A 17,663-nucleotide genomic window follows, 5' to 3' on the forward strand; every position below is an offset into this window, starting at 1 on the left:
GTCCGAGAGTCTGCCGACTCAAGATCCACCTGCCGATGGCGGCTACACCCGGATCCATGGTGGTGCTGGCACCACCCCGGCCCCCCTCCTCACAAGCCGGCCGCTCCGTCGATCCGCTCGCGCAGCAGGTCGGCGTGCCCGTTGTGGCGGGCGTACTCCTCGATCATGTGGATCAGCACCCAGCGCAGCGACACCTTCCCGCGCCACCCGTCCTCGCCCTCCGCGTCCAGGTCGGGTGCGGCGGCCGCGAAGGACTCCGCGAACGCGACCTCGTCCCGCCAGGCCTCCCACGCCGCCGCGACGGCCCCCGGGCCGGACACCGCCCCGTCGAAGTCGCCGTCCGGGTCCGCCTCCGAGGAGAACAGGGCCGGCACCTCCTGCCCGGCCAGGACCCGGCGGAACCAGCGGCGCTCCACGTCGGCGAGGTGCCGGACCAGGCCGAGCAGCGAGAGTGTGGACGGCTCCGCCGACCGCAGGGACAGGGGCTCCGCGGCCAGCCCGGCGCACTTCAGCTCGAGCGTCGCGCGCTGCGCCGCCAGGACGTCGGCGAGCAGGATCCGCTCGTCGCCCGTCGTGGAGCCGGTGAAGCGGGTCTCGGAGGCAGCGAAGAATTCCGCCCGCCGGCCCGTCACCGCGGGCAGCTCCGGGCGCATGGCCCAGTCGGTCCACGAGCCGTCGTACACCGCCAGGTCGCAGTAGCCGGCGAGGGTGGCGCCCAGCGCCAGCACGCACGCCGTCACACCCGAACCGCAGCTGAAGTACAGCCGCTCCCGGTCACCGCTCAACGCGGCGAAGGCCTCGCGGAGTTCCCCGGCGGGCCGCATCAGGCCGCCGTCCCGCTGGAGGTCCCCGAACGGCAGGTTCACCGCCCCCGGCATGTGCCCCCCGCGCAGCCCGGCCCGCGGTTCCGGGGCGGTGCCGGTGAAGCGCTCGCGGGTACGGGCGTCCACTACGACCGCTGCCGGATCGGCCAGGGCCGCGCCGACCGCGTCGGCGTCCACCAGCAGCCCGGTCCGCGGCCGGGCGGTGAAGGAGCCGCGCGGGCCCTCGTACGCGGGGCCGCACGCCTCGACGGGCAGTCCGGCGGCGGTCCAGGCGGGCAGCCCGCCGTCCAGGACGGCGGCCCGGTCGAAGCCCATGGCGCGCAGCATCCACCAGGCGCGGGCGCTGGAGTAGATGCCGGCGCCGTCGTAGACGACGACGGTGCTGATGTCGTCGACGCCGAGCGCGCGTATCGCCTCCTCGAACTCGACGGCCCCGGGCATGGCGTGCGGGGCGGGGGCGTCGTGGTCGGACAGGGCGCCGTCGAGGTCGAAGGGCCGCGCGCCCGGGATCCGCCGGCCGGCGCCGCGGTGGGCGCCGACGGAGGCGTCGAACACGACGAGGCCCGGCTCGCCGAGCCGGCCGGCCAGCCAGTCCGCCCCGACCAGCGGTCCGGGCCCGGCAGCGGCGACGGCGGCGGCGGCCTCGAGAGGACGGGACGGGGTCATACGGCACCTCCGGGTGAGGGACGGGCCTCGGCAAGGGAAACGGCCCGTCGCACATCCTCCTACGGGGCCCGACGGCTGTTGCAACGCGCCTTGCCGGGAGGGGAGTTCGCGAGGATGCTCCTGGATGAGTCCCTGGACGCCCTCACCGAGGACGACGGGGAACGCGGGCCGTTCCGCCGGGCGCTCGGGAGCACCTCCGGGGTCGCCCGGCTGGCCGGCGAGGTCGGCCTCCCGGTGGCCGAGGCCGTCCGCCGGGCGCCGGCGCTCTTCGGCGTGCAGGTCCCCGTCTCCCCGAGGTCGTTAGGGTGCGGCCATGGAACCGGAAACGATCACCGTCCTGGACGGCCGCGAGTGGACCCCCGATCCGGAACCGGTGCACCGGATCCTGGCGGACCTGATCACCGGCGGCGCGGCCCTGGGCTGGGTCGACCCGCCCTCGCCGGACGAGGTCGCACAGCTGCTCGACGACGTGGTCACCGCGGCCCGGTCCGGGGACGCGGCCCTGCGCGTCGCCCACCTGGGCGGCCGCCTCGTCGGACTGGGCTACTGGCGGCGCTACGCCAGGCCGACGCACCGGCCGCATGCCGATCTGGAGAAGGTCGCGGTCGACGCTGCGGCCCACGGGCGCGGCATCGGCCGGGCGCTCACGGCCGCCCTGATCGCGGACGCCCGGGCCGCAGGGATCGAGGTCCTCACCCTGGACGCCCGAGGCGACAACACCCACGCCCTGGGGCTCTACCGCTCACTGGGCTTCGCCGAGTACGGCCGCCTCCGCGACTTCGTCGCCGTCGGGGACGACCGCTACGACAAGGTGTTCTACATGCAGGACTTGCGCGGTTAGCGCGCCGCCCAGGCGGTGAAGTCGGCCCAGGCGGCGGGGGCCACGGTCAGGGACGGGACGGCGAGGTCCTTGGAGTCCCGGACGTGGACGGCGTGCGTGCAGGTGGCCACTTCGACGCACGCGCCGCCGCTGGAGTCGCTGTAGCTCGACTTGTACCAGTCGTACGCCACCTCGACGCACGCGCCGCCGCCGTCGTTGCTGTAGCTGGACTTGAACCACCGCAAGGTGCCGCTCATCGCTACTCTCCCGCCAACCGCTCGACAAGGCCCAGTGATTCACGTGGGCCAAGGGCCTGTGCGCGGATCCTCGCATACCGCTGTGAATAGGTGCTCACCTTCGCCCCGTCGCTGAGCAGCAGGCTCTCGTCCTGCATTTCCAGGTAAACCAGACGCTCGTGCTTGGGTGTTTCGACGAGATACATCCCGCCACGCATGCCCGCGTGCTCACCGGAGAACCCGCAGTCGAGGGGGAGCACCTGCACACTGACATTGCGACGCTGGGCGAGCTCCGCCAGGTGCCGGTACTGGTCGCGCATGATGATCTTGTTGCCGACCCCTCGGCGCAGCGCAGCCTCGTCGAGGATGAGCTGGATGAGCGCTGCGGGCTCCCGGTCGAAGAGGGCGGTGCGGGCCATCCGTGCCTCGACCAGCTCGTCGAGTCTCTGAGTCGAGAGAACCGGGTAGCCGCCCGCCATCAGTGCGCGGGCATAGGGCTCCGTTTGGAACAGGCCGTAGATCGCCTGATTCTCGAACAGGTACAGGCTGAGGGCTTCCTGCTCCAGTAGGGCGAAGTCCTGGAAATACGGAGGGAATTTTTCCAGCCGGACCCATTCGCGGGCCACCTCGAAGGCCCCGAGACCGGCCCCGATCGTCTCCTCCAGCTTGACCAGCATCTCGTCGCTGGCAGGCTGGGCGCCTGTCTCCACCGCGCTGATCGCCGCACCCGAGTAGCCCACCCTCTGTCCCAGTTCCTTCTGGGTCAGCTTCTCCTTCTGCCTCAATACCCGCGCCAGATGGGAAACCATGTGGGTCGCCCCACCAGCCATCGCCTTGTGGTCAGTCTTCGCCATGGAGATTCCCCCACTCAACCGGATGCAGCGCCGCTCAGGGTCACGAAAACGGTAGACCTGTGCGGGCACGCCAGTGGAGCGAATACAGAAAAGCGGCACCTTACGGGCAGCGGCCCGGCTGGGCGTAGACCACGATCCGGGCCCCCCGGACCTCGTCCACCGAGCAGAGGTCGAAGTGCGAGGCCAGCGTCTGCCGTTTGACCGCCTCCCGGGGGTACGGGTCCAGCGGCTCGCCCGCCGGGTCCTGCAGGGCCACCACCCGGGGGGCGTCCACGAGGCGGGCCCAGATCTCCGCCGTCGGCAGCTCCGCGCCCCACAGGCTGTGCGAAGCCGCCGGGGTGCGGCCCAGGGCGAGGTCGCGCAGGCCCCCGTACACCTGCGGCGAGGACAGCAGCCACTCGCGCCGCCGCGACGGCATGAACAGCACCGCGTCCCCCGGCCGGGCCCGCTCCCGGACCGTGGCGGCCACCGCGAGCACGTCGTCCCTGCGGCTCTCGGGGGTGCGCAGCCAGACCGACCACCACCCGAACGGCACCAGCAGGGCGGCCACCAGTACCCACGGCCGCCGCCCCCGCGCCGCCGCCAGCCGGGTCCCGGCGAGCAGGGCGAGCCCGGCCAGCGCGTAGAGCACGTACCGGTCGACGTACCAGGGGTTCACGAGCGAGACCGCCATCAGCAGCCCGGGCGGCAGCAGCACCAGCGGCAGGGCCACCCGTACGAGGTCCCGCCCGGCCCCCCGCGCGAGCAGCAGCGAGGCCGCCGCGGCCACCCCGTACGCCGCCCAGTCCTGCCAGCCCGGCCGTCCGAGCCAGCCCAGCTGCTGCTCCGCCTGCCGCGCGCTCACCACGGCCAGCGGCAGCAGCAGGACCGCCACCACCGTGGCGCTCACGCGCCAGCCGCGCGAGCGCCACGCCCAGAAGGCGTGCGCGAGCAGGGCCAGTGCCGCGAACTCGTGCAGCCAGCAGCCCAGCAGCAGGACCGTCGTGTACCCGACCCAGCGCTCGCGCAGCATCAGGTACGTCGCCCACACCACGGCGGCCGCGACGAGGGCGTACGAGCGGCCCTCCTGGGCGTACATCTGCACGGGCGGCAGTACGGCGTAGGCCACTCCGGAGCACAGCGCGGCCCGCTCCCCCGCGAGCCGGTGGGCGACGGCGGCCACCCCGGCGGCCGCGAGGGCGGTGGCGGCGACGGACGGCAGGCGCAGCGCCCACAGGCCGCCGGCCGCCGGCCCGCCGCCGTCCCAGGCCAGGAAGACCCCGTGCATCAGCAGGTAGTACAGCCCGTGCACGGCGTCGACCTGCCCGAGCAGCTCCCGGATACCGCCGAGCGGCCGGTGCGCCACCTGCCAGGTGACGGACTCGTCGCGCCACATGCTGGCGCCGCGGCGCAGCCCCCAGAGGCCGAGGAGGGCGGCGAGCAGCGGCGGCAGCCAGCGCCAGGCGGCGATGCGGCGGATGTCGTCCTCCCGGTGCTTTCCGTACGGGTGGTGCCGACTCCATACTCGGGGGTCGGCCCGAAAACCTACGGGGGTGGGTGTGCGCGCGTTCCGAGCGGTGGCGGCGGTGCTGCTGAGTGCGGTGGTCCTGAGCGGGTGCGGCTCGGGGGGTGGCGCGGCGGACAGGCCGGCCGCGAGTCCCTCGTCCGGCGGCAGCGGCAGCAGCAGCAGCACCACTGCGTCCGCTTCGGCGCAGCCGTCACCCGGACCCGCGTCGAGCACGACCGGTGCGCCGCCGGGGAAGCCGACGAGCACGCCGACGGCCTCGTCCGTCCCCCAGCCGCCGGCCCCCTCCTCGGCGCTGGAGCGGCTGGTCACGGTCACCCGCAGCGGGGGCTTCACCGGGAAGACGAGCACTCTGCTGGTCAAGGGCGACGGCTCGTGGACCCGGCTGGACGGGCAGGCGAAGCCGACGGGCTCCGGAAAGCTGTCACCGGACGGGGTGACGAAGCTGCGCGCGGCGCTCGGGGGCGCGGACTTCGCGCACCTGCCCCGGGTCCCGACCGGCGGCCCGACGGTCTTCGACGGGTACCTCTACGTCTTCGTGCACGGCGGCTACGAGGTGGCCGCCGACCAGGGGTCGCTGACGCCGGGCCTGCAGAACGTGCTGGACGCGCTGCCCCCGTTCGAGCAGTAGGGCCTCCGCCGCGCGGGGCGGGACGGGGCCGCCCGGTGGATCACGGGGCGGGGGGCGGTGTGTCCCCGGGCGCCGTGCCGGACGGCTGTGGCTTGATCGTCGGGTGGTCCCGGTCGAGGACCGGGCGGATCAGCCGGTGTCCGCGGCGCACTCCGAGTGGGTGGCGCGGCCCGTTCGACGAGGAGTGGTGATGGTGGGACTGAACCCACGGCATGCTGTGAACGAACGACGGGCTCCGCGGTCACGGGGTCTGGCACGGCGTGCCGGTCTGCTGCTGGCCACGGCGGTGCTGCCGGCGGCGGCGCTGGTACTGCCCACCGCCACTCCGGCGGCTGCGGCGCCGGTGACCGTCACCTTCGGCGCGGGCGCCAATCAGCCCTTCACGGTCCCGGCCGGGATCACCTCGCTGTCCGTCACCGCCACCGGCGCCGCCGGCCAGAACGGAGGCAACGGCGGCACGGGCGGGGCCGGCGGCACCGTCACCGCCACCCTCCCCGCCACCCCGGGCGCCACCCTGTACGTCAACGTCGACACCGGCGGCGGCAGCAGCACCGGGAGCTTCCCCGGAGGCACCGGGGGCGGCGCCAGCGACGTCCGCACCTGCAGTTCTGCCGCCCCCGGCTGCACCCTGACCGGCGTCACGGGCACCGACCCGCGCCTCATCGTCGGCGGCGGCGGAGGCGGCGGCGGGCACGGCGGCTCCACCATCACGGCTCCCGAGACCACCGGCGGTGCCGCCGGCAGCACCGGGGGCACCGGCGGCTCCAGGCCGAACGGCGCCACGGGCGGTGGCGGTGGCACCCAGACCGCGGGCGGTGCAGGGGGCGTCACGTGTCCGACGTACTCCTCGACCAACGGCACCAACGGCCAGTCCGGCTCCGGCGGCATCGGCGGGACCGGCTTCGGCGGCGGCGGAGGCGGGGGCGGCTGGTTCGGCGGAGGCGGAGGCGGAGGCTGCAACGCCATCACCTCGAACGGCACGGGGGGTCCCGCCGGTGGCGGTGGCGGGTCGAACCTCGTCCCGGCCGGCGGCACGTCCGGCGCCGCGGCGGGAGCCGCGCAGGTGACCATCACGTACGTGCTGCCCGACACCTGCGCGACCGCGACGGCCACGATCACGGGAACCAACGGTCCCGACGTCCTGATCGGCACACCCGGCGACGACGTCATCTTCGGCCTGGGCGGCAGCGACGTCATCGACGGCCGCGGCGGGAACGACATCCTGTGCGGCGGCACCGGGAACGACAGCATCTCCGGCGGTGCGGGCAACGACCGCATCGAGGGCCAGGACGGCGCCGACTACCTCAACGGCGGCGACGGCAACGACGCCCTCTTCGGCGGCAACGGCAGCGACTCCCTCGACGGCGGCCCGGGCACGAACACCAACGACGGCGGCCCCGGCTCCAACTTCTGCACCCGCCCCCGCACCGGCCCCGGCTGCAGCTGAGGCCTGCCCGGCGGCTCCCGAAGGAACGGCCCCGCACCCCCGCCCCCAGCGGCCGGGAGCGGGGCCGTGGCGACCGCCTCGCAGGCGGGCCGGGCCGCAGCTCGCCCCGGGCGACGCCCGTCTCTCGATGGCGGCGGCGCAGGCCTCGCGGCCGGATGTCCCGAACGGCACGGTCGACCCGGTGTTCCCGCACGGCCACGGCCCGGCCCTGTAGGGGGTCGACAAAAAGCGCGCGGTTGCCGACGATCACCGCGCACCGGGTGGCCGTGCCGTGGGGGGACGACCACCCGGCATCACCGCCCATATCCCCATTCCCGCCATAATCGGAATCATCGCTTCCGCTGGTTTCCCTGTCCGAACCCCGCATAGCCGCAGGCCGGTGCCTCCTCTACGCTGCACCCCTACCACGCGGATCTTCAGGGGCGGGAAATGGAACAGACACACACCACCCACGGCGGAGCCGCGGCCACCCCAGGCGCGCAGCGGCGCGTGCTCGTGGTCGAGGACGATCGCACGATCGCCGACGCCATCGCGGCCCGGCTGCGCGCCGAGGGGTTCCAGGTTCAGGCCGCGTTCGACGGCCCGGCCGCCGTGGCTGCGGCCGAGAGCTGGCAGCCCGAGCTGCTGGTCCTCGACGTCATGCTGCCCGGCTTCGACGGCCTGGAAGTCTGCCGCCGGGTCCAGGCGCAGCGGCCGGTGCCGGTACTGATGCTCACCGCCCGGGACGACGAGACCGACATGCTGGTCGGGCTCGGCGTCGGTGCGGACGACTACATGACCAAGCCGTTCTCGATGCGCGAGCTCGCGGCGCGGGTCCACGTCCTGCTGCGGCGCGTGGAGCGGGCCACCCTGGCCGCCACCGCCCCGCGCGGGGCCACCCTGCGCCTGGGCGATCTGGAGATCGACCACGCACAGCGCCGGGTCCGGGTGCAGACCGAGGACGTACACCTCACGCCCACCGAGTTCGACCTGCTGGTGTGCCTGGCCGGGACCCCGCGGGCGGTGCTCTCGCGGGAGCAGCTGCTCGCCGAGGTGTGGGACTGGGCCGACGCGTCCGGGACCCGTACGGTCGACAGCCACATCAAGGCCCTGCGCCGGAAGATCGGGGCGGAGCGGATCCGTACGGTCCACGGCGTCGGGTACGCCCTGGAGACCCCGGCCCAGGCGTGAGCGCCGGGCGCCCCGACCGGGGGCGCGGCGTCGGCCACCCCGGTGGAGCCGGTGCTCGCACCGGGGGACTGCGGCCGTACTCCCCGTTCTCGATCAAGACCAAGCTCGGCACGCTCGTCGTGGTGTCGGTCTTCATCACGACGGGCCTGCTGATGGTGGCCCTGCGCACGGACACCGAACTGCGGTTCATCACGGTGTTCTCGGTGATCGCCTCGATGCTGATCACCCAGTTCGTGGCGCACAGCCTGACGGCGCCGCTGGACGACATGACCCGGGTGGCCCGCGCGATATCCCACGGGGACTACACCCGCCGGGTGCGCGGGGCCGGGCGCCGCGACGAGCTGGGCGACCTGGCCTCCACGATCAACCTGATGGCGGACGACCTGGAGGCGGTCGACCAGCACCGCAAGGAGCTGGTCGCCAACGTCTCGCACGAGCTGCGCACCCCGATCGCCGCGCTGCGGGCGGTGCTGGAGAACGTCGTGGACGGGGTCTCCGAGGCCGATCCGGAGACCATGCGGACGATGCTGAAGCAGACCGAGCGCCTGGGCCGGCTCGTGGAGACCCTGCTGGACCTCTCCCGGGTGGACAACGGAGTGGTCCCGCTGCGGGCCCGCCGCTTCGAGGTGTGGCCGTACCTGTCGGGGGTCCTGAAGGAGTCGGGCCTCGCGGCCGCCGGCCGGCCGGGGCTGCTCTCCGGCTCCGGCGGGCACACCCGCAACGACGTGCATCTGCATCTGGACGTGTTCCCGCCCGAGCTCACGGCGTACGCGGACGCCGAGCGTCTGCACCAGGTGGTGGCGAACCTGATCGACAACGCGGTCAAGCACAGCCCGCCGCACGGCCGGGTCACCGTCCGTGCCCGGACCGGCGACGCGCCCGGGAGTCTCGCGCTCGAAGTACGCGACGAGGGCCCCGGCATCCCGGAGGCGGAGCGGCACCGGGTCTTCGAGCGGTTCAACCGGGGCAGCGCGAACGGCGGCGACGGCGGTACCGGACTGGGCCTGGCCATCGCCCGCTGGGCCGTCGGCCTGCACGGAGGGCATATCGGAGTGGCCGAATCGTCACGCGGCTGCCGCATCCTCGTCACGCTTCCGGGCAGCTCCCAGGCGTCACATTGACGTAGGGTTCGAGTGCGTAGGACATGATCTCGGCCACACGTGCCCGGGGTCCGTCAGGGGTGCGAAGCCATGGGGGCCGCAACCACGGTGCCCCCTACCCGAACCACGCTAGTTTCCCGCCATTCAGAGCGGTGAAACCCGCCGTTCGGTGTGACCTACGTGACGGAAGTCCCGCCCGGTCTGCATCCAGCGGCCCGGGAGGCGTAGCCTTTATTCCCGCTGTCCATACCTTGTGAAGCGGAAGAGGGCGGTTGCCGCCGTGTCGCCACAGTCCCCCAGTAACCCGAGCACCACGACCGAAGCAGCAGAGGGCGGGAAGACCCCTGCCTCAGGCTTCGGCGCCAATGAGTGGCTCGTCGACGAGATCTATCAGCAGTACCTCCAGGACCCGAATGCGGTCGACCGGGCCTGGTGGGACTTCTTCGCCGACTACAAGCCGGGGGGCACTGCGTCTCCGGTGAAGCCGGACGAACCCAAGAAGTCCCCGACGACGGACGGCGCCTCCGCACAGGCCGCCACCGCCGTCGCCGCAGCTCCGCAGGTCTCCGACGCCGCCGCCACGGGGGCGGCGAGCGCCGCCGCGCCCTCTCTCGCCGCCGCGCCCACACCTGTGTCAGCTCCTGCCCCTGCTCCTGCCACTCCCTCTGGTGCCCCTGCTGTGACTGTCACCTCCCAGGCCCAGGCCGCCGCACCGGCCGCGCCCGCCCCTCAGGCCCCGGCTCCGGCCGCCGCCCCTGTCGCCGCCCCCAAGGCCGCGCCCGCCGCCGAGGCCCCCGCGGGCCCCGAGCTGGTGACGCTCCGCGGCCCGGCCGCCGCGGTCGCCAAGAACATGAACGCCTCCCTCGATGTGCCGACGGCCACGTCCGTCCGCGCCGTCCCGGTGAAGCTGCTGTTCGACAACCGCATCGTCATCAACAACCACCTGAAGCGCGCCCGGGGCGGGAAGATCTCCTTCACCCACCTCATCGGCTACGCGATGGTGCAGGCCATCAAGGCCATGCCGTCGATGAACTACTCCTTCGCGGAGAAGGACGGCAAGCCGACCCTGGTCAAGCCGGAGCACGTGAACTTCGGCCTCGCGATCGACCTGGTGAAGCCGAACGGCGACCGCCAGCTCGTCGTCGCCGGCATCAAGAAGGCCGAGACCCTCAACTTCTTCGAGTTCTGGCAGGCGTACGAGGACATCGTCCGCCGCGCCCGCGTCGGCAAGCTGACGATGGACGACTTCACCGGCGTCACCGTCTCGCTCACCAACCCCGGCGGCCTGGGCACCGTCCACTCCGTGCCCCGCCTGATGCCCGGACAGTCCGTCATCATGGGCGTCGGCTCCATGGACTACCCGGCCGAGTTCCAGGGCACCTCCCAGGACACCCTGAACAAGCTGGGCATCTCCAAGGTCATGACCCTGACCTCGACCTACGACCACCGGGTCATCCAGGGCGCGGCCTCCGGCGAGTTCCTGCGCATCGTCGCGAACATGCTGCTCGGCGAGAACGGCTTCTACGACGACGTCTTCGAGGCCCTGCGCATCCCGTACGAGCCGGTCCGCTGGTTCCGGGACATCGACGCCTCGCACGACGACGACGTCACGAAGGCCGCCCGCGTCTTCGAGCTGATCCACTCCTACCGGGTCCGCGGCCACGTCATGGCCGACACCGACCCGCTGGAGTACAAGCAGCGCAAGCACCCCGACCTCGACATCACCGAGCACGGCCTCACCCTGTGGGACCTGGAGCGCGAGTTCGCGGTCGGCGGCTTCTCCGGCAAGTCGATGATGAAGCTCCGCGACATCCTCGGCGTGCTGCGCGACTCGTACTGCCGCACCACCGGCGTCGAGTTCATGCACATCCAGGACCCGAAGCAGCGCCGCTGGATCCAGGACCGCATCGAGCGCCCGCACTCCAAGCCGGAGCGCGAGGAGCAGCTGCGGATCCTGCGCCGCCTGAACGCGGCGGAGGCCTTCGAGACGTTCCTGCAGACGAAGTACGTCGGCCAGAAGCGCTTCTCCCTGGAGGGCGGCGAGTCCGTCATCCCGCTGCTCGACGCCGTCATCGACTCGGCCGCCGAGGCCCGTCTCGACGAGGTCGCGATCGGCATGGCCCACCGCGGCCGCCTGAACGTGCTCGCGAACATCGTCGGCAAGTCGTACGCGCAGATCTTCCGCGAGTTCGAGGGCAACCTCGACCCGAAGTCCATGCACGGCTCCGGCGACGTCAAGTACCACCTGGGCGCCGAGGGCACCTTCACGGGCCTGGACGGGGAGCAGATCAAGGTCTCGCTCGTCGCCAACCCCTCGCACCTGGAGGCGGTGGACCCGGTCCTGGAGGGCGTGGTCCGCGCCAAGCAGGACGTCATCAACAAGGGCGGCACGGACTTCACCGTCCTGCCCGTCGCCCTGCACGGTGACGCGGCCTTCGCCGGCCAGGGTGTCGTCGCCGAGACGCTGAACATGTCGCAGCTGCGCGGCTACCGCACCGGCGGCACCGTCCACGTCGTGATCAACAACCAGGTCGGCTTCACCGCCGCCCCGGAGTCCTCGCGTTCCTCGATGTACGCGACCGACGTGGCCCGCATGATCGAGGCGCCGATCTTCCACGTGAACGGTGACGACCCGGAGGCCGTGGTCCGCATCGCGCGGCTCGCCTTCGAGTTCCGCCAGGCGTTCAACAAGGACGTCGTCATCGACCTCATCTGCTACCGCCGCCGCGGTCACAACGAGTCGGACAACCCGGCGTTCACGCAGCCGCTGATGTACGACCTGATCGACAAGAAGCGCTCGGTGCGCAAGCTGTACACCGAGTCCCTCATCGGTCGCGGCGACATCACGCTGGAAGAGGCGGAGCAGGCGCTCCAGGACTTCCAGGGCCAGCTGGAGAAGGTCTTCGCGGAGGTCCGCGAGGCCGCCACGCAGCCCGCGGTCGCCCCGCCGGTCACCCCGGCCTCGCAGGCCGACTTCCCGGTGGCGGTGACCACCGCGGTCTCGCAGGACGTCGTCAAGCGGATCGCCGAGTCCCAGGTCAACGTCCCCGACCACGTCACCGTGCACCCGCGTCTGCAGCCGCAGCTGCAGCGCCGCGCGTCGATGATCGACGAGGGCACCATCGACTGGGGCATGGGCGAGACCCTCGCCTTCGGCTCGCTGCTGATGGAGGGCACCCCGGTCCGGCTGTCCGGCCAGGACTCCCGCCGCGGCACGTTCGGCCAGCGCCACGCGGTGCTGATCGACCGGGAGACCGGCGAGGACTACACCCCGCTGCAGTACCTGGCGGACGACCAGGCCCGCTTCAACGTCTACGACTCGCTGCTCTCGGAGTACGCGGCCATGGGCTTCGAGTACGGCTACTCGCTGGCCCGCCCGGACGCGCTGGTCCTCTGGGAGGCCCAGTTCGGTGACTTCGTCAACGGCGCGCAGACCGTCGTCGACGAGTTCATCTCCTCCGCGGAGCAGAAGTGGGGCCAGACCAGCGGTGTCACGCTGCTCCTGCCGCACGGCTACGAGGGCCAGGGCCCGGACCACTCGTCCGCCCGCCCGGAGCGCTTCCTCCAGCTCTGCGCGCAGAACAACATGACGGTCGCGATGCCGACCCTGCCGTCGAACTACTTCCACCTGCTGCGCTGGCAGGTCCACAACCCGCACCACAAGCCGCTGATCGTCTTCACCCCGAAGTCGATGCTGCGTCTGAAGGCGGCGGCGTCGAAGGCGGAGGAGTTCACGAACGGCTCGTTCCGTCCGGTCATCGGCGACGGGACGGTGGACCCGAACGCGGTCCGCAAGGTCGTCTTCTGCGCGGGCAAGGTCTACTACGACCTGGAGGCCGAGCGGGAGAAGCGCGGCATCACGGACACCGCGATCATCCGCATCGAGCGGCTGTACCCGCTGCCGGGTGCGGAGCTCCAGGCGGAGATCGCCAAGTTCCCGAACGCGGCGAAGTACATCTGGGCGCAGGAGGAGCCGGCGAACCAGGGTGCGTGGCCGTTCATCGCGCTGAACCTGATCGACCACCTCGACCTGGCGGTCGGCGCGGACGTCCCGGCGGGCGAGCGCCTGCGGCGCATCTCGCGCCCGCACGGCTCGTCCCCGGCGGTGGGCTCCGCCAAGCGCCACCAGGCGGAGCAGCAGCTCCTGCTGAACGAGGTCTTCGAGGCGTAAGCACTGCGCTAGCTCGAACGGCGGAAGGCCCGGCCCCCGAGGGGCCGGGCCTTCCGGCTGTCCGCCGGCTTCGCTTGCTCGGGGCCTTCACCCCCTCTCCCCATCACCGCTGCGCGGTGGTTACCCACCCGCCCCCACCCGCGGCGAGATAAGGCAAGGTGAATCGCCGGACGGGGTCGGGGGCAGCGGCATTCCGCTGAGCCGAGTCGGCCGGTGGGCCGACGGCTTCGGGGTTCGGCACCCAATCACCCCGGATCAGGGAGGGTTTGGGGGTTTCCCGTCAGTCTCATCGTCTCTCCGGTCCGAGCCGCCCTGTCAAGGGCGCTCCCTCCGGTCGCGTCGCTGCGCGATGCAATGCCGCGTACTTAAGGAGCCACCCCGGTTGCCAACCGGGGCGAAACGGGCACCACGGAGCCCCGGCATCTCTTGCTGAGAGGCGTCGGAAATGGACAGACCGGGACGCTTGCCCCGGTGCTCCCTCCCTGGCGGGCCGCTTGACAGCAGGCGGGAGAGCTTAACTACGAGGCATTGCTGCGCGATGGCCTCCGGCCACCCTGGACAGACCGCCCCGGCCCGGACATACGAAGACTGCCGGGAAGCCCCCAAAAGAACGGCACGGGTCGGAAGGACGCACACGGGCAGACCACGGAGCGGCTGCCCGGTTCCCTGGGGCGGCTGGCCAAGCGCCGCCACCCCGGCCGGGCAGGGTCGGGGGCCCGGGCATCGAGCAGACGTCCGCCCGGGGCCCATACGCAGGCATGTTCCGGGTCGGTGGCGGCTCTACCCGCACGAAACAGCGACCAGCACCCCATCGGGAGCCGCCAATCGCATCTGATCGCTACGCGCTCCTCACCGACGGCGTCCGACGGCCGTCCGGAGCTGGGCATAGGCCGCCACAGATCGCTACGCGGCTGAGGTGACCTGGCGTCAATCAGCCTGGCATGGGCTGGTCGCGGATCAGGCTTCAGGCCTGGAGCATGCCTAGCACGCGACGCTCCGGGAGGCGCCCGTTTCGGGGTCCAGCATGACGGTCACCCCGGAGCCGTGCGGGCAGACCCGACGGGGCCGCTTCGGAACTTCGCTCACCGCGACTCCCTCCTTGCGCAACGCCGCCGCTCGACAAGTAGGGGATTGGACACTGAGGATGTGTGGTGGTTTCTCCGCCGGGTTTGACTCACGGACTGACCGACGCCGACTGGCTGTCCTTCAGGGGATGCGTCGGCTCGCGCGGAGGGCCACCGCAGGCGACCGGACGGGCGTCCGTGACCTCATAGGAGTCAGCCGTTCACCTGCGGATGACGCCTCGCGGGCGTGAGAATCGGTATGGGGCTGTCCGCCGACGCCCATCGATGTTTGGGCGGTGAGCCCGCATAGGAGCATCCGCCTCCGGCCGGGCGTCTCATATGAGGGAGGGCAGGACTCCGCGGGACCAGTGGCCGAGCCAGAAGGCCATGGCGGACGGCTCGTCCTGGCCTTTCGGTGGAGCCGTCGTGCAGCAGGTACTCCGTGGGCGCGATGTAGCCCTCTCCGGGCGAGATGCGGACCCGTACGACGCGGATCGGGTTCCCGGCGGCGACGTGTTCGCGGTAGTCGTTGGTGTGGGGGTGGCGGAGGGCGTAGTCGTCCGGGTGAACGGCCCGGCAAACGGCCTGTGCGTCCAAGCCGCCGAGGATGATGTACCTGGTGCCGGGGCCAAGGTTGAGGGCGAGCCTTCGCCGGCCGCGTGCTTTCGCGCCGTGGATCAGCTTGTCCCAGTTGTCGAGGTGCAGACCGAGCAGCAGGCCGGCCGCGTAGTTCTCGGTCGTCGTCGTCATGTTCGCCTTGGCACGGGCCTGGCCGAGGTACTGGACATCCGGATCGCACATCTCGTCCGCGAGGTGCTCCTGGTCGTCCTCGCCGGGCTCGGGCGGTCGGACGATCTCCACGAGGGTGCTCGGCGGAGTCCAGGAGGGTGCGGTCAGCGTGCGGCCGACAGGCTCGGTGAGTGGCTGCCAGAGCCCGGACGGGATGACGGCGCCCCTCTCGTACTCGGGCCTGTCCCTGATGGTGCGGACCTCGGCGGTTTCGCACCGCTCGCGTAAGGCGTCCACGTCGTTGACGGCCAGGTGCAGGGGCACGGCTTTCCTCCGGTCAGTCGTCGCCGAGGGCGATCTGGAGTTCGTCCACGAGGGCCTCGGCAAGCTGGATCTGCTGCCCGTGGTCGATGCGGATCTTCGCGAGGTGGCCGGCTCCGCGGATCGTGCTCAGATCGTTTCCGCGCAGGTCCAGATCCCGGTAGCGGCCGGCACCGAACTCGGTCAGTTTCAGCCCGCAGTCGGAGAACACGGCGTCGGTCAGGTCGCAGTCGGTGAACGTGGCCTCGGTGAAAGCGCAGCCGGTGAAGGCGACGGGGCCTGTGGCACGGACCTTCTCGAAGGTGGCGAAGTCGAACTTGCAGCTCTCGAAGAGGACGTCATCGAGCACCAGGCTGTCCAGGGCGGCGCCCATCAGCTTGCAGTCACGCACGACAACGCGGGTCAGCTTGCTCTCGCTCCAGCGGGCCGCTCCAAGGTCGCTGCCGGTGATCTCGACACCATGCAGGTTGAGGGCCTCGAACTCGACCCGCTTGGCGTGCACGCCGGTGATACGGCCGGTGATGAGCTGGGCGTCCGTGAGTTCGAGCGAGCGAAGCTCGGCGTCTCCGTACGTGAAGTCCTGCACGGCGCCGCGCGGGCTGTCGAGCATGTCGACGCGGGACAGGTAGATGCCGGGCTCGTCCAGGTCGGGCAGGGTGACGGTGACGTAGCCCAAGGTACGGGTGGCCATGGGGTTCTCCTTCAGGGTGTGCCGGGGCAGCCCCGTACTGCTGGCAGGACCGCCCCGAGGGGATTACTTGTTCTTCCAGTTGTCCCAGGTCGGGCGATTGTCGAAGACCGGCGTGGGGTTGTCCCAAGTCGGCCGATTGTCGAAGGTGTTCGCGGCGCTGACGGTGGGGCTGTTGTCGAAGTCGGCGTTGTTCCAGGCGTTCCCCCAGCGCGCGATGCTCTGGGAGCCGGCCGCCTCCAGCAGGGATGTGAAGGCCGGACCCGAGTCCAGCACAAGGTCAGCGGCGATGTTCGCGGACATGTCGAACGACTCCTTCCAGAAGGGCGACTTTCGAGGTCGTGCAGTACGAGGTACGGGTGCCGTCCATCCGGCCCCCGTGCTCGAAGTACCGGTTCGCTGGGTGCGCGCCTCCGCAGAAGGCGAAGTACTCGCACGTGGCGCGGCAAGAGTCCACGCCGTCCCAGAACTCGGAGATCCAGGGGGTGCGCTGCTCGGCCTCGGCCACCAGGACGTCCAACCCGTCCTTCAGCACGTTGCCGGTGGTGAAGTCGCCGAACCGGGCATCGGTGAACCCGGCCAGCTCCGGGGACAGCATGACCACGCCTCCGTCGTAGGCGACGGTCGGCAGGGCGTCCCAGGGGGAGGACGCGGGAAGCGGGGCGGTCTCGTGGCCCTTGAGGACGGCGCCAGCGAAGTTGAGGACGCGCTGTACCTCCCGCAGCCGCACGACCGGGTTGGCTCGCCAGGCGTCCGCGAGGGCCGTCCAGAACTTCGCTGCTCGCACGGGGTCAGCGGCCTTGGCACCGGTGTTGACGCCTTCCTCCTCTTCGACGTTGACGCCGAGGGTGGTCACGCCCAGGTCGGCGAAGAACTCGTAAAAGCGGATGGCGTCGGTCGGATCGGGGTCGGATACGACCGCGATGGCGGAGTACGGGATGCCGTTGCGGCGCAGGCGCTCGATCCCACGCATGGTGACGCGGAAGCCCGGGTGTCCGGCGAGGGTGACGCGGTGGCTGTTCATGTCCTCGGGGCCGTCGATGCTGACCCCCACGTGTACGTCGTGCTCCAGCAGGAACTCGCACCAGGCGTCATCCACGAGGGCCGCGTTCGTCTGTACGGAGTGCTTCACGCTCTTGAAGGGGGACATGAGGGCGGCCAGGTGCTCGCGGCCGGCCGCCAGCGGCTCCCCGCCGTGCCACACGACCTCGAACTTCGGATTCGCCGCCGCCCATACGTTGACCGGGCCGGCCACAGCCTCGGCGATGTCCACGGGCATGAGGTTCTTAACCTTGCGGAACGGCAGGTAGCAGTATGTGCAGTTCATGGGGAGGCACTCTGTGGTCGGCTGCATGATCACCGAACCGGGGACACGGGCAAGGCGGGTTGACATCGTGCTCCTCTCGGGTGCGAGCAGGCGTTCGTGGGCCTGGCGGGG

Annotated in this window: 14 protein-coding genes and 1 pseudogene; 6 read left to right on the top strand and 9 right to left on the bottom strand. The window is 71.6% G+C overall.

Annotated elements, in window-relative coordinates:
• Positions 1–89 precede the first annotated feature (89 nt).
• Both AB0I68_RS03220 and AB0I68_RS03225 read right to left on the bottom strand, forming a co-directional pair.
• Positions 90–632: a DinB family protein gene (locus AB0I68_RS03220; RefSeq protein WP_363175736.1), complete on the bottom strand. Its 543-nt coding sequence runs from the start codon at positions 630–632 to the stop codon at positions 90–92.
• A pseudogene (locus AB0I68_RS03225) lies at positions 624–1,490 on the bottom strand (sulfurtransferase); the annotation flags it as partial. The gene AB0I68_RS03220 and the pseudogene AB0I68_RS03225, both read right to left, overlap by 9 nt.
• A 313-nt stretch (positions 1,491–1,803) precedes the next feature.
• On the opposite strand from AB0I68_RS03225, the gene AB0I68_RS03230 reads away from it, so the two are divergent.
• Positions 1,804–2,331, top strand: a complete 528-nt coding sequence (locus tag AB0I68_RS03230) for an N-acetyltransferase (protein ID WP_363175455.1) — start codon at positions 1,804–1,806, stop codon at positions 2,329–2,331.
• Here the strand turns inward: AB0I68_RS03230 and AB0I68_RS03235 are convergent.
• From AB0I68_RS03235 to AB0I68_RS03245, 3 genes are all read right to left on the bottom strand, one after another.
• Positions 2,328–2,567, bottom strand: a complete 240-nt coding sequence (locus AB0I68_RS03235; RefSeq protein ID WP_363175456.1) for a DUF397 domain-containing protein — start codon at positions 2,565–2,567, stop codon at positions 2,328–2,330. The two genes, AB0I68_RS03230 and AB0I68_RS03235, sit on opposite strands and share 4 nt — an antisense overlap.
• 2 nt (positions 2,568–2,569) lie before the next feature.
• Positions 2,570–3,400 carry a helix-turn-helix transcriptional regulator gene (locus tag AB0I68_RS03240; RefSeq protein WP_363175457.1) on the bottom strand — a complete coding sequence of 277 codons (831 nt, stop codon included), beginning with the start codon at positions 3,398–3,400 and terminating at the stop codon, positions 2,570–2,572.
• Positions 3,401–3,500: 100 nt separating this feature from the next.
• Positions 3,501–5,267 (bottom strand): hypothetical protein, encoded by a 1,767-nt coding sequence (locus AB0I68_RS03245; RefSeq protein ID WP_363175458.1) that lies wholly within the window; start codon positions 5,265–5,267, stop codon positions 3,501–3,503.
• A 73-nt stretch (positions 5,268–5,340) separates the two neighbouring features.
• On the opposite strand from AB0I68_RS03245, the gene AB0I68_RS03250 reads away from it, so the two are divergent.
• The 5 genes from AB0I68_RS03250 to AB0I68_RS03270 all read left to right on the top strand — a co-directional run bounded on the left by AB0I68_RS03250 (position 5,341) and on the right by AB0I68_RS03270 (position 13,423).
• Positions 5,341–5,535: a hypothetical protein gene (locus AB0I68_RS03250; protein ID WP_363175459.1), complete on the top strand. Its 195-nt coding sequence runs from the start codon at positions 5,341–5,343 to the stop codon at positions 5,533–5,535.
• A 190-nt stretch (positions 5,536–5,725) separates the two neighbouring features.
• Complete coding sequence (locus AB0I68_RS03255) at positions 5,726–6,982, top strand: hypothetical protein (RefSeq protein WP_363175460.1); 1,257 nt, start codon at positions 5,726–5,728, stop codon at positions 6,980–6,982.
• Between the two features lie 429 nt (positions 6,983–7,411).
• Positions 7,412–8,152 (top strand): response regulator transcription factor, encoded by a 741-nt coding sequence (locus AB0I68_RS03260; RefSeq protein ID WP_363175461.1) that lies wholly within the window; start codon positions 7,412–7,414, stop codon positions 8,150–8,152.
• A 68-nt stretch (positions 8,153–8,220) separates the two neighbouring features.
• Positions 8,221–9,273, top strand: coding sequence for a HAMP domain-containing sensor histidine kinase (locus AB0I68_RS03265; RefSeq protein ID WP_363175737.1), 1,053 nt, complete (start codon positions 8,221–8,223; stop codon positions 9,271–9,273).
• 259 nt (positions 9,274–9,532) lie between these two features.
• A complete protein-coding gene (locus tag AB0I68_RS03270; protein ID WP_363175462.1) occupies positions 9,533–13,423 on the top strand; it encodes a multifunctional oxoglutarate decarboxylase/oxoglutarate dehydrogenase thiamine pyrophosphate-binding subunit/dihydrolipoyllysine-residue succinyltransferase subunit in 3,891 nt (1,296 codons plus the stop codon).
• 1,277 nt (positions 13,424–14,700) lie between these two features.
• Here the strand turns inward: AB0I68_RS03270 and AB0I68_RS03275 are convergent.
• From AB0I68_RS03275 to AB0I68_RS03290, 4 genes are all read right to left on the bottom strand, one after another.
• Positions 14,701–15,540 carry a hypothetical protein gene (locus AB0I68_RS03275; RefSeq protein ID WP_363175463.1) on the bottom strand — a complete coding sequence of 280 codons (840 nt, stop codon included), beginning with the start codon at positions 15,538–15,540 and terminating at the stop codon, positions 14,701–14,703.
• Between the two features lie 13 nt (positions 15,541–15,553).
• Positions 15,554–16,228 (bottom strand): pentapeptide repeat-containing protein, encoded by a 675-nt coding sequence (locus AB0I68_RS03280; protein ID WP_363175464.1) that lies wholly within the window; start codon positions 16,226–16,228, stop codon positions 15,554–15,556.
• A gap of 63 nt (positions 16,229–16,291) precedes the next feature.
• A complete protein-coding gene (gene amcA / locus AB0I68_RS03285) occupies positions 16,292–16,528 on the bottom strand; it encodes a multiple cyclophane-containing RiPP AmcA (protein WP_363175465.1) in 237 nt (78 codons plus the stop codon).
• Positions 16,506–17,552, bottom strand: coding sequence for a radical SAM protein (locus AB0I68_RS03290; protein ID WP_363175466.1), 1,047 nt, complete (start codon positions 17,550–17,552; stop codon positions 16,506–16,508). The genes amcA and AB0I68_RS03290 overlap by 23 nt, the downstream gene beginning before the upstream one ends.
• Positions 17,553–17,663 lie beyond the last annotated feature (111 nt).

The sequence above is a fragment of the Streptomyces sp. NPDC050448 genome, assembly GCF_040655295.1.
In the GTDB taxonomy this organism is placed as follows: Bacteria; Actinomycetota; Actinomycetes; order Streptomycetales; family Streptomycetaceae; genus Streptomyces.

Bases quoted from the DNA above. Each gene is read 5' to 3' on its own strand.
- AB0I68_RS03230 (WP_363175455.1), top strand. From the start codon at position 1,804: ATGGAACCGGAAACGATCACCGTCCTGGACGGCCGCGAGTGGACCCCC.
- AB0I68_RS03235 (WP_363175456.1), bottom strand. From the start codon at position 2,567: ATGAGCGGCACCTTGCGGTGGTTCAAGTCCAGCTACAGCAACGACGGC.
- AB0I68_RS03240 (WP_363175457.1), bottom strand. From the start codon at position 3,400: ATGGCGAAGACTGACCACAAGGCGATGGCTGGTGGGGCGACCCACATG.
- AB0I68_RS03255 (WP_363175460.1), top strand. From the start codon at position 5,726: ATGGTGGGACTGAACCCACGGCATGCTGTGAACGAACGACGGGCTCCG.
- AB0I68_RS03260 (WP_363175461.1), top strand. From the start codon at position 7,412: ATGGAACAGACACACACCACCCACGGCGGAGCCGCGGCCACCCCAGGC.
- AB0I68_RS03280 (WP_363175464.1), bottom strand. From the start codon at position 16,228: ATGGCCACCCGTACCTTGGGCTACGTCACCGTCACCCTGCCCGACCTG.
- amcA (WP_363175465.1), bottom strand. From the start codon at position 16,528: ATGTCCGCGAACATCGCCGCTGACCTTGTGCTGGACTCGGGTCCGGCC.
- AB0I68_RS03290 (WP_363175466.1), bottom strand. From the start codon at position 17,552: ATGAACTGCACATACTGCTACCTGCCGTTCCGCAAGGTTAAGAACCTC.